This window comes from Scytonema hankhaensis NUACC26 (genome assembly GCF_045865695.1).
Lineage (GTDB): Bacteria > Cyanobacteriota > Cyanobacteriia > Cyanobacteriales > Nostocaceae > Scytonema.
This window is the reverse complement of record NZ_BAACAP010000254.1, coordinates 135106-159184: the sequence shown is the minus strand read 5'-3', so window position 1 is coordinate 159184 and position 24079 is coordinate 135106. Positions and strand designations below refer to the sequence as shown.

General features: G+C 41.2%; 22 protein-coding genes and 1 pseudogene. 18 read left to right on the top strand and 5 right to left on the bottom strand.

Features of this window, described 5'->3' with window-relative positions:
• Positions 1-48 precede the first annotated feature (48 nt).
• Entirely contained in the window at positions 49-702 is a 654-nt protein-coding gene (locus tag ACKTT2_RS51040) for a PEP-CTERM sorting domain-containing protein (protein ID WP_407900776.1), read from the top strand.
• Positions 703-880: 178 nt separating this feature from the next.
• Here the strand turns inward: ACKTT2_RS51040 and ACKTT2_RS51035 are convergent.
• A pseudogene (locus ACKTT2_RS51035) lies at positions 881-1096 on the bottom strand (element excision factor XisI family protein); the annotation flags it as partial.
• On the opposite strand from ACKTT2_RS51035, the gene ACKTT2_RS51030 reads away from it, so the two are divergent.
• Positions 1083-1211 carry a hypothetical protein gene (locus tag ACKTT2_RS51030; RefSeq protein WP_407900824.1) on the top strand — a complete coding sequence of 43 codons (129 nt, stop codon included), beginning with the start codon at positions 1083-1085 and terminating at the stop codon, positions 1209-1211. The pseudogene ACKTT2_RS51035 and the gene ACKTT2_RS51030 sit on opposite strands and share 14 nt — an antisense overlap.
• Before the next feature lie 149 nt (positions 1212-1360).
• On the opposite strand, the gene ACKTT2_RS51025 is transcribed toward ACKTT2_RS51030, so the two are convergent.
• From ACKTT2_RS51025 to ACKTT2_RS51015, 3 genes are all read right to left on the bottom strand, one after another.
• Positions 1361-2326: an orange carotenoid protein N-terminal domain-containing protein gene (locus ACKTT2_RS51025; protein ID WP_407900775.1), complete on the bottom strand. Its 966-nt coding sequence runs from the start codon at positions 2324-2326 to the stop codon at positions 1361-1363.
• Positions 2327-2696: 370 nt separating this feature from the next.
• Positions 2697-3536 carry an SWIM zinc finger family protein gene (locus ACKTT2_RS51020; protein WP_407900774.1) on the bottom strand — a complete coding sequence of 280 codons (840 nt, stop codon included), beginning with the start codon at positions 3534-3536 and terminating at the stop codon, positions 2697-2699.
• 4 nt (positions 3537-3540) lie between these two features.
• A complete protein-coding gene (locus ACKTT2_RS51015; RefSeq protein ID WP_407900821.1) occupies positions 3541-6744 on the bottom strand; it encodes a DEAD/DEAH box helicase in 3204 nt (1067 codons plus the stop codon).
• Between the two features lie 238 nt (positions 6745-6982).
• Between ACKTT2_RS51015 and ACKTT2_RS51010 the strand changes: the two genes are divergently transcribed.
• The 3 genes from ACKTT2_RS51010 to ACKTT2_RS51000 all read left to right on the top strand — a co-directional run bounded on the left by ACKTT2_RS51010 (position 6983) and on the right by ACKTT2_RS51000 (position 8806).
• Complete coding sequence (locus tag ACKTT2_RS51010; RefSeq protein WP_407900773.1) at positions 6983-7594, top strand: hypothetical protein; 612 nt, start codon at positions 6983-6985, stop codon at positions 7592-7594.
• Positions 7595-7688: 94 nt separating this feature from the next.
• Complete coding sequence (locus ACKTT2_RS51005; protein ID WP_407900772.1) at positions 7689-8192, top strand: hypothetical protein; 504 nt, start codon at positions 7689-7691, stop codon at positions 8190-8192.
• A 104-nt stretch (positions 8193-8296) separates the two neighbouring features.
• Positions 8297-8806, top strand: a complete 510-nt coding sequence (locus ACKTT2_RS51000) for a hypothetical protein (RefSeq protein WP_407900771.1) — start codon at positions 8297-8299, stop codon at positions 8804-8806.
• Between the two features lie 181 nt (positions 8807-8987).
• Here the strand turns inward: ACKTT2_RS51000 and ACKTT2_RS50995 are convergent, their stop codons facing one another.
• Positions 8988-9173, bottom strand: a complete 186-nt coding sequence (locus ACKTT2_RS50995) for a hypothetical protein (RefSeq protein ID WP_407900770.1) — start codon at positions 9171-9173, stop codon at positions 8988-8990.
• A 34-nt stretch (positions 9174-9207) separates the two neighbouring features.
• On the opposite strand from ACKTT2_RS50995, the gene ACKTT2_RS50990 reads away from it, so the two are divergent.
• The 13 genes from ACKTT2_RS50990 to ACKTT2_RS50930 all read left to right on the top strand — a co-directional run bounded on the left by ACKTT2_RS50990 (position 9208) and on the right by ACKTT2_RS50930 (position 23821).
• Positions 9208-10521, top strand: a complete 1314-nt coding sequence (locus tag ACKTT2_RS50990) for an RNA-guided endonuclease InsQ/TnpB family protein (protein WP_407900769.1) — start codon at positions 9208-9210, stop codon at positions 10519-10521.
• A gap of 44 nt (positions 10522-10565) precedes the next feature.
• Positions 10566-11642, top strand: a complete 1077-nt coding sequence (locus tag ACKTT2_RS50985) for a glycosyltransferase family 9 protein (RefSeq protein WP_407900768.1) — start codon at positions 10566-10568, stop codon at positions 11640-11642.
• Positions 11629-12024 carry a glycosyltransferase family 9 protein gene (locus ACKTT2_RS50980; protein WP_407900767.1) on the top strand — a complete coding sequence of 132 codons (396 nt, stop codon included), beginning with the start codon at positions 11629-11631 and terminating at the stop codon, positions 12022-12024. Before ACKTT2_RS50985 ends, ACKTT2_RS50980 begins: the two co-directional genes overlap by 14 nt.
• A gap of 45 nt (positions 12025-12069) precedes the next feature.
• Positions 12070-13029 (top strand): glycosyltransferase, encoded by a 960-nt coding sequence (locus ACKTT2_RS50975; RefSeq protein WP_407900766.1) that lies wholly within the window; start codon positions 12070-12072, stop codon positions 13027-13029.
• Between the two features lie 96 nt (positions 13030-13125).
• Complete coding sequence (locus ACKTT2_RS50970) at positions 13126-15060, top strand: glycosyltransferase (RefSeq protein ID WP_407900765.1); 1935 nt, start codon at positions 13126-13128, stop codon at positions 15058-15060.
• A gap of 12 nt (positions 15061-15072) precedes the next feature.
• A complete protein-coding gene (locus ACKTT2_RS50965; RefSeq protein WP_407900764.1) occupies positions 15073-15798 on the top strand; it encodes an SDR family oxidoreductase in 726 nt (241 codons plus the stop codon).
• A 30-nt stretch (positions 15799-15828) separates the two neighbouring features.
• Positions 15829-16464 (top strand): D-glycero-alpha-D-manno-heptose-1,7-bisphosphate 7-phosphatase, encoded by a 636-nt coding sequence (locus ACKTT2_RS50960; RefSeq protein ID WP_407900763.1) that lies wholly within the window; start codon positions 15829-15831, stop codon positions 16462-16464.
• Positions 16454-17968, top strand: a complete 1515-nt coding sequence (gene rfaE2 / locus ACKTT2_RS50955) for a D-glycero-beta-D-manno-heptose 1-phosphate adenylyltransferase (protein WP_407900762.1) — start codon at positions 16454-16456, stop codon at positions 17966-17968. The genes ACKTT2_RS50960 and rfaE2 overlap by 11 nt, the downstream gene beginning before the upstream one ends.
• 191 nt (positions 17969-18159) lie before the next feature.
• Positions 18160-19296, top strand: a complete 1137-nt coding sequence (gene waaF / locus ACKTT2_RS50950) for a lipopolysaccharide heptosyltransferase II (RefSeq protein ID WP_407900761.1) — start codon at positions 18160-18162, stop codon at positions 19294-19296.
• Positions 19297-19485: 189 nt separating this feature from the next.
• On the top strand, positions 19486-20340 hold the full coding sequence (locus ACKTT2_RS50945; protein WP_407900760.1) for a glycosyltransferase family 2 protein: 855 nt from the start codon (positions 19486-19488) through the stop codon (positions 20338-20340).
• Positions 20341-20353: 13 nt separating this feature from the next.
• Complete coding sequence (locus ACKTT2_RS50940) at positions 20354-21337, top strand: glycosyltransferase family 9 protein (protein WP_407900759.1); 984 nt, start codon at positions 20354-20356, stop codon at positions 21335-21337.
• 3 nt (positions 21338-21340) lie between these two features.
• Positions 21341-22525: a glycosyltransferase family 9 protein gene (locus ACKTT2_RS50935; RefSeq protein ID WP_407900758.1), complete on the top strand. Its 1185-nt coding sequence runs from the start codon at positions 21341-21343 to the stop codon at positions 22523-22525.
• Positions 22526-22612: 87 nt separating this feature from the next.
• Positions 22613-23821 (top strand): glycosyltransferase, encoded by a 1209-nt coding sequence (locus ACKTT2_RS50930; RefSeq protein ID WP_407900757.1) that lies wholly within the window; start codon positions 22613-22615, stop codon positions 23819-23821.
• The last annotated feature ends 258 nt before the right edge of the window (positions 23822-24079 follow it).

The window sequence follows — 24079 nt, the reverse complement described above, 5'->3', positions numbered from 1 at the left end:
TGTGTCTTTTCCCAACATAAAATAGTTACTATAAATGGAAACTAGTAGATGAGATTTCGCTTAAAGACCACATGGCTTTTTTCAGTAGTGCTAACATTACTGGGTGTTGTATCGAGACAGCCTGCAGCGCTCGCTCAAAATACATTTGAGTTTGACACGTTCTATGATACAGAAGTTACCTTGGAAACCCTAACACCTCTCATCTCAAAAGCAACTATCTTAGGCTATAATCCCAATGCTCCATATGGTTTAACTAACTTCACAAGCATCAACAACTACAGCCAGTTTAACCCAACTACAGGCATGTTTACTTTTGTTCCTAACCCAGCACAATTTGGTCTTGCGGGTGAAATAGGCTCCGACTCGTTTTTTGGAAGTGGTGAAGATCGGCTCTTTGGAAGTAGTAACGCTACAGCTACAATCGATCCCACAACTAACTCGTTAAATGGTTCTGGTATCATAACTATAACTGGTGGCTCTGGTAAATTCATTGGTGCTACCGGCATACTCAACTTTACCGAAACTGAGTCACTCGACCAAGATCCAACGGCTGGTCCGTTAAAAGGTAAAGCTTTCTTGAAAGGCTCTTTTCAAATTCCCCAGAAAGTTCCAGAACCAAATACCAACATAGCTCTAATTGGCTTAGGCGCAATCGGAGTTGCTTGTGTATTACATAAACGACGCTTTCGCGCCACTGTGTAGATGATACCCCTCGTGACCAATTACTAATATAGCGGTTTTCAGTTGTCTGCAATACATGAATAATAGTCTTGTGGAACGGGCGTTCCGCCCGTTTTAGGCAGGCATATTGCCCGCCCCACAAGAACTCTACTAAGTAATTGAGTACTCTGAGTTGTAGGGTCGCACCCTCAGGCGGGTGCAGTCCTAAAACAATGTCGGATTTCGGAACACCTCTTGAAAAAAGTTCTTCACCAATATCTATATCTGTTCGATTTTCTTGAATCCAGACTTTACCTTCAATAATATCGAGATGAAGAATTGGATTAAAGACGCGCTTGTGAGAGTTCGTCCACCCCATTCGCAATAGTTGATAGTGGTCATGTAGAACATCAAAATAGATAATGTACGATCGCACTGCTGCTAGCGATCGCGAAGCGCAAGCTGTACCCAGCTTATCGCTAGCTAAGAAAAGGCTAGTGACTCCCAAGAAAATAACACCAGGTAGCAAAGTTTTCATTGATTATATTTGAAGAAAAGTTTGATATGTATGATGGCTCAGACGTATCTCATTGCTAACAGTTCCGTATCTCGGTTGTAGTCACGAGTTCCCAATCCTTTTTCAACAAAAATGTAAAGACGCGCCATAGCACGTCTCTACAAAAATTATCAAGATAGCATTCTAAACAGGACGAAGGTTTAGCAGTTCTTGAGGAGATGCCAGCATATCGATCGCCACAAAGAAAATCTTGCCTTCAGAATTGATTAAGAACCGCCATGAAACATTCATGCCAAGCTGCACGCCGAACCAGGGAGTTTGAACTTTACCTGTGACTTTGAACTGTTTAGAACCATCTGGTAAAACTTCTGAAATTCCCTTCTCTGGCATGATATTGAGTCCTTGCGCTTCTGCACGCAAATAGGCTGCAATTGCTTGAGGACCAACAATCGGCTTTTGGAATGGAGGTTGTAAAGCACCCTCTGGAGTAAATAGCGTAACAGCAGCGTCAAAATTGTCTGCATTGAGAGCCTCAATGTAGGTTATTACAGTTGGGTCTGTAATGCCTTCAATAGTCACTTTAGTAGGAGATGGGGTAGTGCGCTGGAACATGGGTTCTACAGCAGCTTTTGAGTAATTAGTTGAACTTGCTCCTGGGTCATATCCCATATCCACTACAGTATTGCGAAGGACTGTAATTTGTTGTCCTGGATCGAGTTTTTGAATAGCTTCTAACACGACTTTCACACCAGCACTCATCCGATAGCCCGGTGGAATGGGAGCAACAACTCCCTGTTTCATTAACTCTCCTAACTCGTACCAGAAAGCTAGCTTAGTGTTAACACTGAAGTTTGCATAGGAGCGGCTAATAGGAGTATCAACATGGTCAGCAAGCTCTCTCATAACTTGCGTTTGCTCGTCATTAGATAGTTGCTTGATTTGGTTGAGTAGTCCTTCTGCCAATTGCAAACGCGCTGCTCCAGGGGCGGCGGGAGTGATTGTACGACCTAGCTCAGTGTATGCAAACCAGAGTAATGCCAACTTATCATCAACGCTAAGTTGGTCGAACAAGGCTATGGTAGCTGGAATTGGACTAGGAACCTGAGTACCAGAGAAAATCTTCTGCGCCGACTCAAGAGATAAAGTCATATTCAAATCTCCACGTTTATCTGTTTACTGATTGCACTGATTATTCAGAAGAATATGTCAAAACCCAAGCTGCTCTAGCTCTGGAATGAATCGACAGGGAGTTGGGCGATCGCCCAATCGAGGCTGCCTCATCATGTAGAAAGTAGCAGGCATAACGGTTTATACCGCTTTGTAAATTAATGTAACAGTTGTTTGAATTTTTGTAAAGATATTTCAAGAAATGGTGACTGATGAGGTTGAGTATAACCGCGTTGGGATAATGTACGGGCGTCCTCGCCCGTACCACAAGAACCAAGAACAGTGAAAAATCCTGGATTAGAGGTAAATTGGTATAAATAAAAGGTAGAAGTCAGAGGGTAGAAAGCATACACTACATCAAATTTTGATTTTTTGTCTTCACCCTCTGATATATCTCCTCCATCGTTGTAATAAAAGAGTTGTCCTTTTGCCAGAAAGGAGGAAAATCTCCTTGTTTTTTAATTAAGATTGCCGATACACCTCCTGAAGTTGGAACATCGATTGTTTGGGGTAATCGCTTTGTCCCTAACCAAAATTCTCTAGCACTTGGCTGTGTAACAACTGATTTCTTTTGGAGTTTTGTATAGAACGAAGTAGAAACTTCAATAGGAATTTCTTCAATGTTAATTTCTTGAGACAGTGCTTTACCTAGAGGCGTTTGAGCTAATTGAGTTTGAAGTTCTGCCTTAGATAATCCTCGCAATTCAAATAAGAGAAACGGATTGTGGTCTAGTTGAGAAGCAACTAGATAGTACGCTCCTGCAATATGTTTGCAAGGATTGGCATAGTCCGGACAAGAACATTTTGTTTTAAAATCTTGTCTGCTGTGAGGTAATAAGTGCAATCCAAACTCAGAGAAAGTATCCTCTATGTTTTCTGGAACTTCGTTTATCAAAAGTCGAGAAATAAGACTTGCTTTGGATGAAAGCTTGTTAATTGCTTCTTTCCAACGTGTTTTTGCAATAGGGGTAATTTCAATAGATATATCATAAGTAGGTTCTTTGTAAACACCAAAGTAGGGATTGACTGACCCTCTCACTTGGGCAGTAATGTGATTTTTGTCAATATCAAAACTTAAAACTTTACCTCCACTGGCATAAGCACGCCCTCTTTGAAGCCGACGTTCATCTGTAAAAGATTCCAATGCTTTAATAAAGCGATCGCCCCACCAAGTTCGTGTAAATTTAGTCATAATATCACTCCAAAACTGCACTCTTATTCAAGGCAATAAGTTGCTTAAATGCTTCGTTATCCAATTCAGTTAACCAAGACTCATCCGAACCAACAACGCTAGCAGAAACTTTTTTCTTATCTTCAATCATTTTGTCAATTTTCTCTTCTAAAGTTCCAATTGCCAAAAACTTATGAACAAAAACATTTTTATTTTGACCAATCCGAAAAGCCCGGTCGGTTGCTTGGTCTTCAACGGCTGGATTCCACCATCGGTCAAAGTGGAAAACGTGGTTTGCTTTGGTGAGAGTGATACCAACACCTCCTGCTTTTAAGGAAAGTACAAAAGCAGATGGTTCTGTTTCTGGGTCTTGAAATTCACTAATCATATTCTCTCTCTTCTGTCTACTAGTCCCGCCATGCAAATAATAAGTATTACAATGAAGAGAGTGTTTTAGATATTTTTCTATCGCTTCACAAATTTCTGTAAATTGGCTAAAAATTAGTAAACTTTCTCCTGCTGAAACTGCTTCTTCTACCATTTCTGCTAAGCGACTGAATTTATGCGATCGCTCCAAAGAATACTCGCTACTATCCTGCAAAAACTGGGCTGGATGATTGCATACTTGCTTCAATTTCATAAGAGTCGAGAGAATTAACCCTTTCCGTTGAATTCCCTCAGCCTCTTGCAGTTTTTCCTCAACATCTCTAATCACCACTTCGTAAAGTGAAGCCTGTTCTTTTGTCAAATTCGTGTATAACTTTTGTTCTACTTTATCAGGTAAATCGTTAATGATAGAACGGTCTGTCTTCACACGACGTAAAATTAAAGGTTCAACCAGCTTTTTGAGAGTCGTTGATTTTACCTTGTCGTTATTCTTTTGAATGGGAATTTCAAATGATTTCCGGAACTGCGCCTCTTTGCCCAAGTAGCCCGGATTGAGAAAGTTAAAAATTGACCACAAATCCAACAAACGATTTTCTACAGGAGTCCCCGTTAAAGCAAGACGGTGTTTTGCTGATAGTTTCAAAATAGCTTTTGTTTGAGCAGCTTTAGGATTCTTAATATTTTGTGCCTCATCCAACACAACTCGTTGCCATTCCACACTCCCTAAAAGCTTCTCATCTTTTCGAGCCAAGGTAAATGAAGTAATGACTACATCATGTTCTTGACTTGCGGCTTGAAAGTCAGCAGCATTCTGAAAGCGACTGCTACCATGATGCACCATTGTTTTTATATGAGGTGCAAACTTAGCAATTTCCTTTTGCCAGTTTCCTACCACGGAGGTAGGGGCGACGATGAGAGTAGGTGACAAAGAGTCAGAAATAGCCTCTCCCGCTTCCCTTTCCTGAACAATTCTGGCAATAACTTGCACAGACTTACCCAAACCCATATCGTCCGCCAGACAGCCGTTCAGCCCCAGACGTTCCAAGTAACTCAACCAAGATACGCCACGTTTTTGATATTCTCGCAAGTTACCCTGTAAAGAAATAGGAGCGCTAATTGGTTCGATCTGGCTTTTGTCTTGCAACTTAGCCATCATTTCTGATAAAAATTCATCGTGTTCGACTTCCCACTCTTCCCCAACTTCCGCACTGCGTTGCAGGAACTCCAGTACAGTCATTTCTTGTTGTTCTTTTGTTTGAGACTCCCAGAATTCAAGTAACTGCTGCATTTTATCTCGGTCGAGTTCCATCCACTGACCTCGAAAATGTACGAGAGGTGCTTTAGCATGAATCAGTTGTTCCCATTCTTGTGAAGTGACAACTTGGTCGCCAATGGCTAGTTCGTATTGATACTGTACGAGTGAGTCGAGACTAAAATAGCTTTTTGTTTTACCTTTTCCTACACTTTGCTTAGAAGCAGATGCTTTGAGACGAATCTTAGCGCGACGACGACCAGCAGGAGTATACCAAGCTGGTACAATCACCTTAAAACCAGTATCTTCTAGTACCCAAGCCGTTTCCTTAAGAAAATCAAACGCTTCTTCTAATGTCAGCCGCAATCCTGTAGGGTGTTCTGTTTCCATTCCCTGCCACAACTGAAGATACATCCGTGCAGCATACCCTAAATTGAGTAGCAAAGTTGTTTCAAAGTCTTGACCGAATTCTTGGTGTACTCGTGTTTTGGTTTTTTGACTCATTGTCCAATAGTCAAATAGCGCTAGTTTTAGAGAGGGGTCTTGTTTACTAGTAACTAGAAACTGAAGAAACCAATTGTCTAGAGCATCTGGGGTAGGGGAATGTAATTGGAAACAGAGGTTAAATGGAGAATCAATTTGAGTGCGAGTAATTTTGGTTTTCCATACCAACCATTGCTTGTATTCTTCTAGAGAAGTATTAGTGGAAGTTAGGTTATGTCTGTTGGGATCGAGACATCTTTGGAGCAAAGAGCCGGAAATTTGTTTATCAAAAGAGGCTGGAAACGGTGTGTGAGTGATTATGTTGTCGAGTAGAAACTCAGAAAAGTGACGCAATAGTGTTTCGTTATCAAAAAACTCAACTGAATCATTGGGTGTCATTGAACCTGCTACGCATATAAGCGGCATATATTCAACGTATTTTTTGAGATTTGATTCGTATTGTTCGGAGATAATTTCCCAAGAAGGGTAGATTTCAAAAGAGGATGTACTAGTCTGTGGCTGTTTTCCCTTTTTCTTAGAAATGCTAACCTCTAATTGTCTGTATTTTAATGATGGAATATATTGGTCTTTAAGAATAACTTGCTTAAAAGCTTGCGTGTAGTGATACCAAAATAAAAGGTCTGAACCTAGTTGAATTTCTTGAGAATTGTAGAGGGCTAAAAAGTGGATATCATTGATAAGTTTAATAGCATTAATGGCTTTAGGCGTTTGAAAATTATCGATTTTGCTTGTTGTGACGATTTCGTAGCAATCTATCTGCCAGTATTTAAATTCATCGTATTCTACTGGGATTTCTTCCTCTAAATACTTCGTTAATTCTGGAGAAGGTAGGGGGCGATCGCTACTCGTTGGCAGAACAAAGTATTTTGTAGATATGCGTTCTTGCAGTTTAACTGCTGGCTCTTGGATGCCTAACGCTTGTATTAAGAATGTTTCTAATTCCTCTCCTCTGAGATGTCCTGGGTGATATGTCTGGTGAGTGCGGTATTCTTTGAAGAAAGGGGTTTCTACCCACAAGTAAAAGGAACCCGACTGAAAAAAGCCAGTCTGTGCATGAGGTATCCATGTACCATGAATAACTTTCATAACATAACCCTCTAGCGTGCCATCATTCTGGAGGACTAGTGTTACTTTACCATCTAATTGGGGAGTAGGGGTATGGAGTAGCATTCCTTGCTCGCGCTTATCTACCCCATCCTCAGAGAATGAGGCATAATGTACACAAAAGCGCACCCCTGGTATCAGAGCGCGAGCGCCATTTACTGAATCCCCACTTGTGGACTGAAATCGGTTGTGTATTACTCTTCAGAATAAAACAACAATTATGGCTTACTCAGACTTCAACGATTTACCCAGTGTAATCAATCAATTTCAACTAGAGTTAATTCAAGAAACACCACAGTTATTTTCAGCTGCTCCACCAATACAACCCAGTAATTTACTTAATGAAATTCTCAGAAGAAACACGACAAGAGTTGTTCTAGAATTGAGAAGTGAAAAAGAAAAAAGCGAACGAGTCATCAGTCCCATCTTAACAGAACTACAAGAAATTTCCAGTCCCCCTATTAACGTGTTTTCAGGAGAAACGTTTAATGTAGACAAATCAAATGGTTTAAACGGTGTGTGCGACTTCTTAATATCAAAAAGTCCGATAAGTATTACAATCGTTAAACCCGTAATAAACGTAGTTGAAGCCAAAAAGTCAGATCTAGCTTTAGGCTTACCTCAATGTATTGCTGAAATGGTGGCTGCCAATAAGTTTAATAAAGATATACAACAAGTTTTTGGTGTAGTTACTACAGCAACACAGTGGACTTTTTTGAGTCTAAGAAATAATGCAGTAACCATTGACCCTACCATATATTTGTTTCCACCTGTAGATAAAATTTTAGGAATCTTGATGGCAATGGTAACTAGTACAAATGATGAAGCTTAGAAAAACGATTCACCCTTGTGTACAGAGCGAACGCTAATCATTCTTCACGTATCAAACCATTCTTCTAGCCCTAATCCCCAACCCTCAATCCCCAATGAAAGCTTTGCTTTTGACATTACTTATCCCAACAGCGATCGCGCTGACTAGTTGCACCACCTTAACCACCACTCAGTACGAAGCGACAGCACTAACAAAGTATACTTGGCAAGTTAAATATGCCAACGACCTAACTACCGAAACATCACCACGTTTTGAAACCTTTGGGACTACCTCTTTACTCAATCGTAATGGTATAAAGCCAGAAGGAGCAGTCACGGGTCCCGATGATAAGGGATTGTGGTGGGCTGCTTTACCGCCAAGACCTTCAGTGGATGAAGTCGAACAAAGAAAACAGGGACAACAAGCAAGTCCGATTGAATTATTGAAATCTGTGGACTACCAATTGACGTATACAGTAGGTGGAGAACAAAGAACATTACCCACTAATTATCAAGTGTATAGAGAAGTGGTCAAGGCATATCCATCACGCACTCCTTTACAGTTCACTTTGGGGATAAACGATGGTTCCGTAGAAAAAGCAGAGCCGTCTGGTAACTAAGGTTCTTCTCGCAATTTTTGTGCTATTTTTCAAAAAGTACCTTATCTATCATAAGCTGACAATGTATTTACGAGGTAAACATTGGCTGGCTTGTCGTACTTTATTTGCTACCCATTCTCTTTGCAATCCCTCCTGGAGTCTATGAAATTGTAATTTATGCTGTCTGTTTGGCTTCGATGGTTGGGGGTCGATGGGTTGCTTCTGGAATCGCTGAATTTCTTGCTCTACCGGGTTGTTTGGGTTTAATTGGAGCATTAACTTTTAGTGAATATTTGCACAGACAGACACTTCAACAGTTTTACGAAGAAAGCAAGCTCGATAGATTCTCTCTATATTCTCTCATTCTCTTCTGTATTTGGACGGCAGTAGCAGTCACTTACAACAGTGTTGCGATCGCGTTTTTAGCAGTCATTTCTCTAGAGACATTTTTGGGCTTCTCGGTATTGGTCATGCCATTACACTATTTTATTGGTTTTAGAGAAAGAAAAGTTATTCCTCGGACAACAGCCGCTTCTTTCTTGCTTTTAGTGTTTTATGTAGGGCTGAAAATAAGTCAAACAGACATTACCTACCTTAACATTTTCTCTCTAGGCGCATTATTCATGGGAGCATAGGTTAATCATTTATAACCTTTGCTCTCCTTCGTGCTTTCTTTTTGTGCATTTGCACAATTGCAATTGTACAAAGCAAAAAATTCTTTGGTCATATGCCCAATGAACTCTAACGAGGCGCAGAGTATGTTTATATTAGTCGCTTGGGAGGTATTGCGAAACTTCGTTCAGGATATAGCCAAATTTAATCATTTATAGTCAATTCTTGAATTAGCTCATCTACAAAATCCCTCATTCTTTCCTGCCAATTAGGGATTAGCTTTAATTTTTCTTTTTGTCCTACCCTTCCCTTAAACGCAATAGCTTCTCGGTCTAAGGGGACTGAACCTGATGGTAACATTCTATGTTCATGATTTTTTTTGAAACCCATAGTTGACAAAATATATCAGTACTGGTTAACTGGTATGTATAGTACATTGGTGACGGAGGAAATGCAACTAGTAGAAAAACATATTATCAATAAATCACATCCTGATTGGGCAGAGTGCGACCAAATTTGCCAACACGCAAATACAATTAGAAACCAAACACTCTATGTTCAACGTCAATCTTGGTTTTATGGGCATGGGGTAATTAAATTTGGTAAGACCTTATTGCATCGAAATATTGATGCATTGATGAAATCTTACCCATGCTACCATGCACTACCAGCTTTTTTAGCACAACAGGTAGTGAAGTCATTAAACGCGGAGTGGACGGGATTTTTCAATGCATTAAAGGAATGTATTGTTAATCTATCCCAATTTACGGGTAGACCAAAGCCACCAAATTATAAACCGCGCACAGGGCGATACAAAGTTGAATATCCCAACACTAGAGCATCTAAAAATGCCAAAAAACAAGGGATTATTCATTTATATTCCAGCAATATCCAAATAAAAACCAATCATGCACTGAATTATGACTGTGTGCGTATCGTTCCTGCAACAGGATGCTACACCATAGAGGTTGTCTACACTGTAGAAGATACTCCATTTCTTGATAGTAGTTTTGTTGCTGCTATAGATTTAGGAGTGAATGTATTAGGTGCTGTAACTACAAATAAGCTTGGTTTTCAGCCAATTCTTATTAATGGCAGACCAATTAAATCCATTAACAACCGTTACAACAAAACTATTTCTCAATTGCGTAGTATCAATAAAAAGCTACATGGTATTGATTGGTCGGTCAGGATGGAGTTGCTGACTCGCAGACGGAATCACAAAATTGATTCTTACCTGCATCGCTCATCAAGTCTAATCATCAAAACTTTAGTTCGTGAAGGGATTGGTACTCTAGTTATTGGCTTAAATCCAGATTGGAAGCGCGCTCTTCATATGGGCAGAGTTAATAACCAAAAATTTGTCCAAATTCCACATCGTAAATTTGTAGATATGCTGATTTACAAAGGTGCCATCAATGGAATCAAAGTCTATACTAGAGAAGAATCCTACACGTCCAAAGCCAGCTTTATCGATCTCGACACAATTCCTGATTATGGAAATAAACCGGAAAATTGGAAGCCTTCAGGAAAAAGAATTAAACGGGGTTTATATAAGTCCAAATCCGGTTTAATTAATGCAGATGTGAACGGAAGTTACAACATCTTGCGAAAAGAATTCCCTCATGCTTTTAGCCAAGGGATTAAGGGCTGTGTAGTTCAGCCAAGGTTGGTTAACATACCGGGATTTACACCAAAACCTGCTATATGTAGAATTTGTTGTCCGGTATCATACTAACTCAAACTTAGTAGATAGTTAATCATATTTGAAGAGATTTGACTATGCGAACAGATACTATATGCGTGTTACAAGAAAATCGACTTAGCAAGCATTTACCCATTGCTAGAATAGCCATCATGCGATCGCTTCCTGGTTTAGGCGATCTACTATGTGCTGTACCAGCCATGAGAGCAATAAGATTTGCTTTCCCACAAGCCAAAATTACCTTAATTGGTCTTCTATGGGCGCGAAGCTTCGTAGAGCGGTTCAGTCATTACTTAGATGATTTTCTGGAATTTCCCGGTTATCCTGGAATTCCAGAAATTGCACCACCAATTCATAAAATACCGCAGTTTTTTGCTAACGTCCAGCAACAACGTTTTGACTTGGCATTGCAGATGCATGGTAGCGGTATTGTTAGCAATTCCTTCACAGTCTTGCTGGGTGCTCGCGTTAATGCTGGTTTTTACCAACCCGGACAATACTGTCCAGACCCAAATTATTTTTTGCCTTACCCTACAGACCGACCAGAGGTATGGCGTCATTTACACTTAATGGAATATTTGGGAATTCCATTGCAAGGAGACAACTTAGAGTTTCCTCTATGGCAAGAAGATTTTTTAGCTTTACAGCAAATAGAGGCTACCCAAGCCCTGAAGAAAGGTCACTATGTCTGTATCCATCCCGGTGCAAGCGTACCAGAAAAATGCTGGTCAAAAGAGTTGTTTGCGGCTATTGCCGATGCTATTGCTGCTCGTGGTTTTCAGGTTGTATTAACTGGTACGGCTCCAGAAGCGAGTTTAACACAGTCAATTGCAGAGATGATGCAGACCAAACCAATTGATTTGGCAGGTCAAACTAGCTTGGGTGCAATGGCAGATCTTTTAAGTCAAGCAGCTTTATTAGTGTGCAATGATACAGGCGTCTCTCATTTGGCAGCTGCTTTGCAAGTTAAGAGCGTTGTCATTTTCTCTAACTCAGATCCAAATCGTTGGGCTCCACTCAATCGCGATCGCCATCGTGTTGTTATAGCGTCCCCCTTGTCTTCTACTTTCCACTCCCCACATCCTACTTTGGATACGGTCATGGCTCACATAGACGAACTTTTGCCAAAGGAAGTCTTAAATGCTACTAGATAATTGGCAGAACGTGCAGAATATTCTTGTTATACAAAGTGGGAGCGATTGCAGCCAGACACAAATTCTTCCGACACTAGAAAAATTGCGTCAATTACAGCCCAATGCATTTATCGTTTTGATAGGGTCTTCACACAAAATTAATTCATATTCATCTTGGGTAGATGAGGTATTTGTTCATGAAGAAATTGGCACAAAGTTTGTTAATCCCGAACATGAATTAGCTCTGATTTATAAACTTTGCCAGCGCGGTTTTGATGCAGCTATCATTTGTACAGAGCCGGGAGAATCACCATATTCTTTAGCTTATATTTGCTATTTAGCAGGAATTCCAATACGTATTGGGCGATCGCAAGAGTTTGGTGGTAGCCTTCTTTCTCAATAAATAATTCATAATTCATAACTCATAATTCATAATTCATAATTTATTATGCGTATTTTAACTTGGCACATCCATGGTAGTTATCTGTATTACCTAACTCAAAGTCCGCACGAATTTTATTTGCCTGTTAAACCCGAACGACCAGAAGGATATGGAGGTCGTTTGGGTGGCTTACCTTGGTCAGATAATGTTCGTGACATTCCCGCTTCAGAGGTAAAAAATCTTCAAGTAGACTGTATTTTATTTCAGTCACGCAAAAACTACCTAGAAGACCAGTACGAAATTCTCTCCGAGTCACAACGACAACTTCCAAAAATTTATTTGGAACACGATCCCCCACGGGAACACCCAACAGATACTCGTCATATTGTGAACGATCCAAATGTTTTACTCGTTCACGTCACTCACTTTAACCAACTGATGTGGGATAGCGGTCAAACACCTACTTATGTTATTGAACATGGTGTAACCATACCAGATGGTATCTATTATACGGGCGAACTAGAACGGGGACTAGTTGTTGTCAACGGATTGCGATCGCGAGGTCGTCGTTTGGGTGTCGATATTTTTGAACGAGTCCGTCAAGAAATTCCTCTAGATTTAGTTGGTATGGGTGCAGAAAAACTAGGGGGACTTGGTGAAATACCACACCATCAACTACCAGCATTTGCTTCACAATACCGCTTCTTCTTCAATCCCATTCGCTACACCAGTTTAGGGCTTGCTGTATGCGAAGCAATGATGGTAGGATTGCCAATTATTGGGTTAGCAACAACAGAAATGACAACAGTTGTAGAAAACGGAGTTTCTGGTTATATCAATACTGATATAGACCAGCTAATTCTTCAAATGAAACAACTTTTAAATAATAGAACACAGGCACAAAAACTAAGTCAAGGAGCAAGAGAAACTGCACAAAAACGCTTTAATATCAAGCGATTTACCCAGGATTGGGACAAAGTTTTTAAATTAGTCAGTGACCAGTTACCAGTAATCAGTAATCAGTGACCAGTGACCAGTGACCAGTTACTAATGCTCAATGCCCAATCCCCATTGCCCCTTATCCCCAAAGGGGGCCCCGAGTTCCCCAATCCCCAATCCCCAATGACTAAATCCATTGCCTTAATTAGCGAACATGCTTCACCTCTTGGTTCTTTTGGAGGTGCAGATAGCGGTGGTCAAAATGTGTATGTAGGACAGATAGCTAAACATTTAGCTACATTAGGTTATAAAGTAGATGTTTTTACCAGAAGGGACAGTGACGAACTCCCAGAAATTATAGAATGGATGAATGGTGTTCGGATTATTAATGTTCCTGCAGGTCCTGCTGTATACGTGCGAAAAGAAGATATGTTGCCGTATATGGAGGAATTTACAACATATGTTTTAAATTTTTGTCAGAAGACCTCTTACGCAAACAAATACAAGTACGATTTAATACACGCTAACTTTTGGATGTCAGCATTGGTAGCGGCAGAAATTAAGCGAATTTTGGCGATTCCTTTTATTGTCACTTTCCATGCACTAGGCCGAGTCCGCCGTTTTTGGCAAGGTGATGCAGACGAATTTCCTGACGATCGCTTTACCATTGAAGACCGTATTGTTAGAGAAGCTGACCATATCATTGCTGAGTGTCCCCAGGATGAAGAAGACTTGAGAAAACTTTACTGTGCCAAAAAAGAGAATATAACTATTATTCCTTGTGGTTTTGACGCCGCCGAGTTTTGGCAAATCGATAAAATCACGGCTCGCGAAAAGCTAGGTTTACCCCTCAATGAAAATCTCATTCTTCAGTTAGGACGTTTAGTTCCTCGTAAAGGAGTAGATACAGTCATTCGAGCTTTTGGACGTATTTTGCAGCAGTATCAAATTCCCGCAAGACTGTTGATTGTAGGAGGTGAGTCAGAAGAACCAGATCCTCTTAGCACACCAGAAATTCATCGGTTGCAAGCTGTTGCTTTGGAAGAAGGTGTTGAGTCGCAAGTCACATTTGTTGGGCGTCGGAGTCGCGAAATCATCAAATATTATTATTGTGCATCTGATGTATTTGTCACAACACCTTGGTATGAACCATTTGGCATTACACCCTTAGAAGCCATGGCTTGCGGAACTCCTGTCATTGGCTCTAACGTTGGAGGAATTAAGTTCACAGTTAAAGACTCTGAAACAGGGTATCTCGTACCGCCAAATAATCCAGATACAATTGCAGATAAAATCGCTTATTTGCTCAAAAATCCTGAAATACGAGACCGTTTGGGCGAGCAAGGGATAGAGCGCGTCAATCGCCACTTCACTTGGACAAAGGTGACAAACTCCATCGCCTCCTTATACGAAAAAGTTCTTCGTCACAAGCAAAGGACAATTCTTTCTTCCCCTGAACCTTCTTCCTCAGCTTCCCTCATTGATGAAACTTTTACAGCAGCAATTGCAGTCATGGAGAAATCTAGGCACACTTTGAAAGCTGCTATTCAAGAAGCTGCAGAACTTCTCTTTTCTTGCTTTTCGTTAGGTGGTAAAGTACTAGTGTGCGGTAATGGAGGAAGTGCAGCAGATGCTCAGCACTTTGCTGCAGAGTTTGTGGGTAAATTACGTTGCTCTAAACGGTCGGGATTGCCAGTCATGGCTCTGACAGCAGATACAGCTTTTTTAACAGCTTGGGCTAATGATGTTGGATACGAGCAGGTTTTTGCTAGACAGGTAGAAGCATTTGCTCAACCAGGAGATTTATTACTCGGTATTAGTACGAGTGGGCGATCGCGTAATATCATTGAAGCATTCAAAACTGCCCGTCATCTTCCCATCAATACAATTGCTCTTTTAGGCGGCGATGGTGGGGAATTATTAGCGCTAGCAGATTCAGCAGTTGTTGTACCTGCAACTGATACTCAACGTATCCAAGAAGTACAACACATTATTCTCCATATTTTATGTGAGTTAGTCGAAAGTAGGGGACTAGCAACAGGAGAAAACGTGAATCCTCAATGCCGAATTTCCAATACTGAATCACATCTCGTAAATCACAAAGCTTTGACAATTTAAGGAGTCAGAACTATGCAAGAACTACAAGGCAAAGTTGTTTTAGTGACAGGAGGTGGACGCGGACTTGGAGAAGCCACCTGTCAGACATTATCTTCAGCAGGTGCGAGTGTTGTCGTTGCTGATATTCGAGATGACCTAGTAAATAAAGTCAGTGGGGAAATTCAAGCAAATGGCTTTCAAGCACAACCGTTAATACTAGATGTCACCAATGAGGAACAAGTAGAGACTACAATTCACAAGATTGTTTCTCAATACGGACGTTTAGATGCTTTAATTAACAATGCAGGCACAGATGTCACCGTTTCAATAGAAGAACTTTCTATCAAGGATTGGGATAGGATTCTTGCAGTTAACTTACGCGCTCCTTTCATTATGTCAAAGTTCGCGTTACCAGTTATGAAAGAACAAGGAAGCGGTCACATTATTAATATTTCCTCCACTGCAGCAAAGCGTGCTTGGCCTAACGCCTCAGCATACCATGCAAGTAAATGGGGGCTTTTAGGTTTCAGTCATGCTTTGCACGTAGAGGCTCGTCCTTACAATGTTAAGGTAACAGCTTTGGTTGCAGGTGGAATGGAAACGCCATTTTTACTAGATCGATTCCCCGATATAGATGTCAGTAAATTACAAAATCCCAAGAATGTTGCTGCTACTATTCGGTTCTTGCTGTCCACTCCAGAGGGGACTGTTATTCCAGAAATGATGGTTCTGCCAATGGCTGAAAGTTCTTGGCCGTAACAGTGACCAGTGACCAGTGACCAGTGACCAGTGACCAGTGACCAATCCTCTATGCCCAAGAAAACAGTGTTTTTGGATAAGGACGGAACTCTTATTGAGGATGTACCTTATAATGTTGACCCGAAGCATATTAAACTAACGACAGGTGCAATTGAGGGGCTACTGCTTCTCGAAAGGTTAGGGTATGAGTTGATTGTCATTAGCAATCAGTCGGGTGTGGCACGCGGGTATTTTCAAGAATCTGCTCTTGTGGGTGTGGAGGAACATTTGCGTAACCTTCTTGGTGAGGCTGGTATTAATTTGTCGGGCTTTTACTATTGTCCTCATCACCCGGATGGAGTGGTTTCAGAATATGCCATAGCTTGTGATTGTCGCAAGCCCGCACCTGGTTTATTATTACGTGCTGCGAGCGATCGCAATATCGATTTACACTCATCCTGGTTTATTGGTGACATCCTCAATGATGTGGAAGCCGGACACCATGCGGGTTGTAAAACGATATTAATTAACAATGGAAATGAGACAGAATGGGAGTTGTCTCCCTTGCGAACTCCAGATTTCATTGTCAGTGACCTTGCAACAGCAGCACAAGTGATTTTCTCTGTGGATAGTCATTCTGAATGTAGGGAACAATCGGCACTGGTGGAGGTGATTCGTGAAGCCTGAGTTGGTATTGCTGGATAAAATCGCCAACCTTCACGTCGTCGTTATTGGTGAAGCCATGCTTGATGGCTATTTGGAAGGATTTAGCGATCGTCTTTGCCCAGAAGCCCCTGCACCAGTTGTGACTGTTAATAATCGTGCGTACTTTCCAGGTGGTGCAGCTAACACTGCTGTCAATATTACCACTCTTGGCGGTCGCGTGACATTTTTATCAGTCATTGGTGACGACCCAGAAGGTTTGCGGTTAAATAAAGCACTTTCAAAACATGGTGTTTCTACGACAGATTTAATCGTTCATTCAGGTAGAGCAACACTTGCCAAGCAACGAGTTATAGCATCATTACAAATACTAGTCAGAATAGATACAGGAACAACAAAAGCTATCGATGGCGATACAGAACAAGCACTAATTGCAAAACTACAACTTATATTTCCAAAATGTCAGGCAGTCATTATCTCTGATTACGGTTATGGAATTTTAACAGCAAAAGTCATTGATGCGATCGCGCAACTACAACAGCAACATCCCCGTATTCTAGTTGTAGACTCCAAAAACCTCACTGCATACCGACATCTTAACGTAACAGCAGTCAAACCAAACTACGAACAGACAACACAATTACTGCAAATTCCTCCTTGCACCCCCAACCAAGATCGAGAGAAAATTTCGCGTGCAGAACAAATTGCACCATACGGCGACAAACTTCTTGATATAACAGGTGCGAAAATAGTTGCCGTGACATTAGATGCAGAAGGTGCAATAATCTTTCAGCAAGATTCCCCACCACACCGTACACACACTCAACCGACTAAGCAATCTCGCACTACAGGTGCAGGAGATACTTATACGAGTGCCTTAACCCTAGCCCTAGCAGCTGGTGCAGCAACACCATTAGCCGGAGAGTTTGCCACAAGTGCAGCAGCAGTAGTTGTGAAAAATGAAAGAACCACCACCTGTTCTGTAGAAGAACTCCGACTGTTTCTATCTTCCTCATCCCCCACATCTCCCCCTCTCCCAATCGCCAATCGCCAATCCCCAATCCCCAATCCCCAAAAAGAACTCATCACCCTTGTTACTAACTATCGCAAAGCTGGATACAAAATAGTTTTCACAAATGGTTGTTTTGACATTCTTCATGCCGGACACGTTTCCTACCTCAATCGTGCCAAAGCATTAGGAGACATTTTAATAATTGGAGTCAATTCAGACAACAGCATCCGTCGTATCAAAGGAGAAACCCGTCCCATTAACTCATTAGAAGATCGTATCCAAGTTTTAAGTGGACTAGGTTGTGTCGATCGTGTGATTGCCTTTGATGAAGACACGCCCATCAACCTAATTCGATTAGTGCAACCCGATATTTACGTTAAAGGAGGTGATTACACAATAGAAACACTACCAGAAGCACCCGTAGTACAACAATTTGGTGGTGTGGTCAAACTATTACCATTCCTAGAAAATCGTTCAACAACACAAATCATAAAAAAAATTATTCAAAACAATTAACCTTAAAAAAGGTGACATATACGAAGCATAAATGATTTGTGAGAAATCTGGGTGTAGGGTGGGCAATGCCCACTACATAATCTTGTTGGTAGGCAATGCCCACCCTACAGGTAAATTAAAAATCAAATAAAAGACCTATATGAGTTAAGCGAAATTCGATCCCCAATCCCCAATCCCCAATCCCCAATCCCATGATTCCCTGGAACTCTGCTAAAAATATTCTCTGCATCAGACTCGATACCATTGGCGATGTATTAATGACTACACCTGCCATTCGCGCTCTCAAAGTATCACATCCCAATCGTCAGATTACACTGTTAACATCCTCTGCAGGTGCAACCACTGCTTCACTTGTGCCAGAAATCGATGATGTCATTGTTTATGATGCACCGTGGCTAAAAGCAACAGCACCCCGACAAAATAGCCGTCCTGAATATGAAATGGCTGACTACTTGCGAAACCTTCAATTTGACGGTGCTGTAATTTTTACAGTTTACAGTCAGAATCCTCTGCCCTCTGCGTTTTTATGTTATCTAGCAGATATCCCCTTACGATTGGCTCATAGTCATGAGAACCCATACCAACTTTTAACAGATTGGGTAAAAGATCCAGAACCAGAACGTTTCTTGCGCCATGAGGTTCGCCGTCAACTCGACTTAGTTGCCACAATCGGTTGTCATACAGATGACGAGAGAATGTCTCTAGGAATTCCAAACAAGGCTCTAACTAGTGTCGAGAGTATTTTACAACAACAAGGTATCGATCGCGAATATCCTTGGGTAGTCATTCATCCTGGTGCAACAGCAGCTTCAAGACGGTATGCACCCGATAAATTTGCTCTTGTTGCCAAGAGTCTAGTTCGGGACTTTAACATCCCAGTCATTTTTACGGGTACAGAACCAGAACAAGAACTCGTTGATGACATCATAGCAATGGCATCTGTTAGCAACATAGCTTCCTTGGTGGGTCGTCTTGACCTAACTGAACTAGCAGCGCTATTGTCGTTAACTCCTTTACTAATTTCCAATAATACTGGTCCGGTTCACATTGCAGCAGCTGTTGGTACACCTGTTGTCGATCTGTATGCTTTAACTAATCCCCAGCATACTCCTTGGGGTGTTCCGAATCGCGTTCTTTTTCATGATGTTCCTTGTAAAAATTGCTATAAAAGCATTTGTCCGGAGGGACATCAGAATTGTTTAAGTCTGGTGGCTCCAGAGTCTGTTGTGAGTGCAGCTTGCGAACTGTTAAGGGAAACTTGGGAAGGTACAACGGGGCTTTGGGATCGGGATTTATTGATGGAAAAGGCACTCACAACGATTGATTGATAATAATGAATAATGAACCGCACCCTTAACGCAGATGCACGCGGATTTATTAATACAAGAGGTTTAATAGACATCTCCGAGATGTAAGGGCGCAATGCCTTGCGCCCCTACCAGGACTTTCAGGTAATGCATAATTAATTTCTGGAGATGTCTAAAGACCAATGACAAATGACAAATGACAAATAACAAATGACTATTGATATTTTGATACCTACTTATTGTCGTCCTACTGCTTTAGCTGTGACTTTAACTAGCCTGATAGCTCAAACTTACCGTGACTTTCGGGTTGTTATTGCGGATCAAACCGAGGATAGTAATCCTGTGGAAAGTGGAGAAGTCCAAGCAGTCTTGCGAGTGCTTCAATCTCACGGTCATGTGGTGGAAGTCTATAAAAATTTACCTCGTCGCGGTATCGCACAGCAAAGGCAATTTTTACTGGAACAGGCGAAAGCAACTTATGCTCTTTTTCTGGATGACGATTTAATTTTAGAACCATATGTGGTTGAAAATATGCTCGTTGCCTTACAAGAAGAGAATTGTGGTTTCGTTGGTAGTGCTGTTATTGGACTGAGCTTTATTGATGATATCCGTCCTCGCGAACAAAAAATTGAGTTTTGGAATGGTTCGGTTCAACCAGAGGTTGTAAAACCCGATACTCCTCAATGGGAACGGTGGCGTTTGCATAATGCTGCTAATCTTTATCATATACAAAAAGATTTGGGTTTAACTCCAGAACAACAGCGTAAATACCGTATCGCTTGGATAGGCGGTTGCGTTATGTATGATACAGAAAAACTTCGTAGTATAGGTGGTTACTCTTTCTGGAAACAGTTACCATCAGAACACTGTGGTGAAGATGTCTTAGTCCAGTTACGGCTGATGGAACTTTACGGTGGTTGTGGAATTATTCCTTCAGGTGTTTATCATCAAGAGTTGCCTACGACTATTATCGATCGCAATTGTCCTGCAAATAAATATGCGACTGGGGATTGGGGAGTGGGGACTGAGCAAGATTCTTCCCAATCCCCAATCCCTAGTCCCTAATCCCCAATCTTATATGCAAAAAATTCTATTTATCGAGTTACTAGGTGGTATTGGAGATGTTGTTATTGCGCTTAGTGCAATTCATAGCTTAGCGCTAACTTACCCAGAAGCTGAACTCACAGTTTTAACTTTCCCTCCAGGCAATGAATTACTAAAAAACGATCCACTCATTAAGCGGGTTCTTTGTGCAGAACGTCATAAAGCCAAACAATTGGTTATTGAATTACTCACTCATGAAACTTTTGATTTGATTGTTTCTGACACTAATTATGAAGATATAGACAAAGTTATTTTCAATAGTAATGCATCGCAAAAAGTGACAAATTTGTGGCGACAACCTCCACCAGATGAAAGAGTCGGCGATCGCTTTGTTAAAATTCTACAAGCAGAAGGTGCGATCGAAGCAAATGCTGTTAAACCCACACAACTTTATTTAACTTCTGAAGAAATCAGTAAAGCACAACAGCAATTCGTTAATGTCCGTCGTCCTTTAGTCTTTTTCTGCCCGGATGCGGGAATGCCAATCAAACAATGGTCTGATGTAAATTTTATAACATTAGGTCAAATTCTGCAGCAACGTTGGAATGCAACTGTAGTCGTTCCAGTTGGTTCCAATGAACAACAAGCATTAGCGATTGCTAAAGGCATTGGAGGAGAAGCACAAATTTTTCCAAGAGGAAAATTACGAGATTTTGCAGCTACTTTAGCCTGTGGAGATTTAGTCATTGCTTCCGACACTGGCCCTGCGAGGATTGCAGCCGCATTAAACGTGTTGACCATCACTTTATTTGGTCCCTCTTGGCACGGTCGTTACGGGCAACCATCACCTCATATAAACTTACAAGGATACCCAGAGTGTCCCGAACGTAATATCAGTAATTTTACAGTACAAGAATGTTGGTATAGTGGCGTATGCCCTTTAGATAAAGGTTGGCGAAGTTGTATGGAAGGTATCTCTGTAGACGAAGTTTTAACAGTTGTGGAAGAAATTATTTAAACTATGAACTGTACAGACAAATTACAATCTGATATCAGCGTCCATCTGCGTGCATCTGCGGTTCACAAACCAAAACTCCAAGAGTGGCAGAACATACTAGTCATGCGATTAGACAACATTGGCGATGTCATCATGACCAGCCCAGCATTGCAAGCTATCAAAGAAAATTTGCCACAATGCCATCTCACACTTATGGCAAGTCCCGGCGGGGCGCTAGCAGCAGAATTATTACCATGGGTAGATGAAGTCTTACCTTGGCGAGTCCTATGGCAAGATTTAGGCAAATTGGACTTTGACCCCACAAGAGAGTGGGAATTAGTCAAAAGGCTGCAAAATAGCAAATTTGATGCAGCTATTATTTTTACGAGTTTTAGTCAAAGCCCACATCCAGCAGGATTTCTCTGTTACTTAGCTGGTATTCCAATACGAATAGGTGAATCCAAGGAAGTCGGAAATGGTGTATTGACACTAGAAGTTCCATCCATATCTGATGAAGTTCATCAAGTAGAACGAAATTTAAGATTAATTGAACAAGCAGGGTTTGAAGTACAAAACCGAAGTCTTTGCATTGATATTTCAGAAATAGCACGACAAGAAGCTTTATCTCTTTTGTTAGGGATTGGGGACTGGGGACTGGGGACTGGGAAAGAAAATTCCCAATCCCCAATCGCCAACCCCCAATCGCCAATCCCCAATTACCTCCTCCTCAATCCTTGGACAAGTTGTCAATCCCGAAATTATGACTCTCAACGCTTTGCTATTGCTGCACGTCAGCTTGTAGAAGTAACGCAAATGCCTGTGGTAGTAACAGGTGTAGAAAAAGATCTCCCCAAAAGTAAGTCATTACTTGAAACATTAGGCGATCGCGCAGTTAACTTGATTGGCAAAACCACATTACCTCAACTAGCAGCACTCATTGCCAACGCAAAGTTAGTACTGACCAATAACACGTCAACAATGCATATAGCCGATGCGACTCGCACGCCAACAGTTGTCATGTTTGCAGGAACTGAACTTGAGTCACAGTGGCAGCCCCGTAACGGCACATCCTGGTTGCTTCGTCGTCCCACTCCGTGTAGTCCTTGCTATGCCTTTACCTGTCCTTATAATCTCGAATGTCTTGATATCCCATTAGAGGAAGTCGTCGCCACAGGACTGAAATTGATAGAAATGACCAGTGACCAGTGACCAGTGACCAGTGACCAGTGACCAGTGGCCACTATATACGGGCGCAATGCCTTGCACCCCTACTAACTAACTACTAACAACAAACAGATGATTGCTATTATTGCTGGTACTTATAAACCCGAACGATGCGGTGTAGCTCACTATACAGATTGTTTGCGAAATGCCCTGAATAAGTTAGAAGTTCAGTCTGTTGTCTTAACGACTCATGCAGCTGCAAAAGAAGTCGGAGAACCTGAAGTTAAGGGTGTCGTTAATGATTGGCAATTAACCGATCTGTTACCTTTAGTGCGATCGCTACATATAATACCTACTGACATTTTACACATTCAACATGCCGCAGGTACATACGGTTTTGAACGTTCTATCTTTCTTTTGCCATTACTTTTGAAAGCCACTGGATATCGCAAACCAATTGTAACAACTATCCACGAATACGGCTGGTGGGAGTGGCAACCCAAAGGTATACCGCCACAATTTCTAGAATGGTTCAAAATGTGGGGACAGCAACATGGTTTTTGGGATAGAGAAGATGGATTTTTACTCACTTTAAGCGATACACTGATTGTCACCAATGCTGAAGCAGAAGCAGTTATCCACAAACGGCTACCACAATTAAACAATCGCGTATCAAATATTCCCATTGCTGCTAATGTCGATGTTTTTCCTATCGCTCGCAATAAAGCACAGGAACTATTACGCAAAAAATATAATTTTACAATTGATAATATTGTTATTGCCTTCTTTGGTTTTCTTCACCCAGTTAAAGGAATAGAGACCCTTTTACTAGCATTTCAAAAAAGTCTTGAAACTCATCCACAAGCACGACTATTACTAATAGGTGGTGTAGAAAGTTTAGCTTTGCGGGGAGATGAAGCAAAACGTTATTGGGATAAACTCCACGCTCTTATTGCAGAACTCAATTTAAATACTAAAGTCTATCTTACAGGCTATTTAGACGCTGAAAGTGCTTCTAAATATCTTTCTGGATGCGATATTGGAGTACTTCCCTTTAATCATGGCATGACTATGAAAAGCGGTTCGCTTCTGACTTTATTAGCTCATGGTTTGCCAGTTATTGCCACCCAACATCCTACCCCTCTCCCAGACAACCATCCAGTATGCCTCATTCCTCCACGCAATATTGATGCTTTGGCAAATGCTCTTTGTCAATTGCTAAATTCTCCTGAAAAACGCCAGCATCTAAGCCATCTTGGTCGTGCTTTTATTCAAAACTTCACGTGGTCTAATATTGCGCGATCGCATCTAAATATTTACCAAAAACTGCTACAATCCTAAATGACAATATTTCAAAACTGCATGAATGAGGCACAGGAACAAACACCAAGAGCGATTGAAATCGCAGCTATACAAACTTAGTCCACCTATGCACTTCGTGCACGCTTCGCGAACGTGGACTAATAAGTCCGCGTAGGCGGACTTGGTTTGTATAGCAAGAGAATTCTATTCTGAGGGTAATTTTGCACTCGTAGGGATGCTCCCGTGGGAAGGGAGTAAGTAGGATTGCTATAGTGTAAGTAATGCTTGAGTAAAACA

Bases quoted from the DNA above. Each gene is read 5' to 3' on its own strand.
- ACKTT2_RS50965 (WP_407900764.1), top strand. From the start codon at position 15,073: ATGCAAGAACTACAAGGCAAAGTTGTTTTAGTGACAGGAGGTGGACGC.
- ACKTT2_RS51010 (WP_407900773.1), top strand. From the start codon at position 6,983: ATGGCTTACTCAGACTTCAACGATTTACCCAGTGTAATCAATCAATTT.
- ACKTT2_RS51025 (WP_407900775.1), bottom strand. From the start codon at position 2,326: ATGACTTTATCTCTTGAGTCGGCGCAGAAGATTTTCTCTGGTACTCAG.
- ACKTT2_RS50940 (WP_407900759.1), top strand. From the start codon at position 20,354: ATGCAAAAAATTCTATTTATCGAGTTACTAGGTGGTATTGGAGATGTT.
- ACKTT2_RS51005 (WP_407900772.1), top strand. From the start codon at position 7,689: ATGAAAGCTTTGCTTTTGACATTACTTATCCCAACAGCGATCGCGCTG.
- ACKTT2_RS51030 (WP_407900824.1), top strand. From the start codon at position 1,083: ATGTACGATCGCACTGCTGCTAGCGATCGCGAAGCGCAAGCTGTACCC.
- ACKTT2_RS50995 (WP_407900770.1), bottom strand. From the start codon at position 9,173: ATGGGTTTCAAAAAAAATCATGAACATAGAATGTTACCATCAGGTTCA.
- ACKTT2_RS50980 (WP_407900767.1), top strand. From the start codon at position 11,629: ATGCTACTAGATAATTGGCAGAACGTGCAGAATATTCTTGTTATACAA.
- ACKTT2_RS51040 (WP_407900776.1), top strand. From the start codon at position 49: ATGAGATTTCGCTTAAAGACCACATGGCTTTTTTCAGTAGTGCTAACA.
- waaF (WP_407900761.1), top strand. From the start codon at position 18,160: ATGATTCCCTGGAACTCTGCTAAAAATATTCTCTGCATCAGACTCGAT.
- ACKTT2_RS50970 (WP_407900765.1), top strand. From the start codon at position 13,126: ATGACTAAATCCATTGCCTTAATTAGCGAACATGCTTCACCTCTTGGT.
- ACKTT2_RS50985 (WP_407900768.1), top strand. From the start codon at position 10,566: ATGCGAACAGATACTATATGCGTGTTACAAGAAAATCGACTTAGCAAG.
- ACKTT2_RS51020 (WP_407900774.1), bottom strand. From the start codon at position 3,536: ATGACTAAATTTACACGAACTTGGTGGGGCGATCGCTTTATTAAAGCA.
- ACKTT2_RS50990 (WP_407900769.1), top strand. From the start codon at position 9,208: ATGTATAGTACATTGGTGACGGAGGAAATGCAACTAGTAGAAAAACAT.
- ACKTT2_RS50930 (WP_407900757.1), top strand. From the start codon at position 22,613: ATGATTGCTATTATTGCTGGTACTTATAAACCCGAACGATGCGGTGTA.
- ACKTT2_RS50935 (WP_407900758.1), top strand. From the start codon at position 21,341: ATGAACTGTACAGACAAATTACAATCTGATATCAGCGTCCATCTGCGT.
- ACKTT2_RS51015 (WP_407900821.1), bottom strand. From the start codon at position 6,744: ATGAAAGTTATTCATGGTACATGGATACCTCATGCACAGACTGGCTTT.
- ACKTT2_RS50975 (WP_407900766.1), top strand. From the start codon at position 12,070: ATGCGTATTTTAACTTGGCACATCCATGGTAGTTATCTGTATTACCTA.
- ACKTT2_RS50945 (WP_407900760.1), top strand. From the start codon at position 19,486: ATGACTATTGATATTTTGATACCTACTTATTGTCGTCCTACTGCTTTA.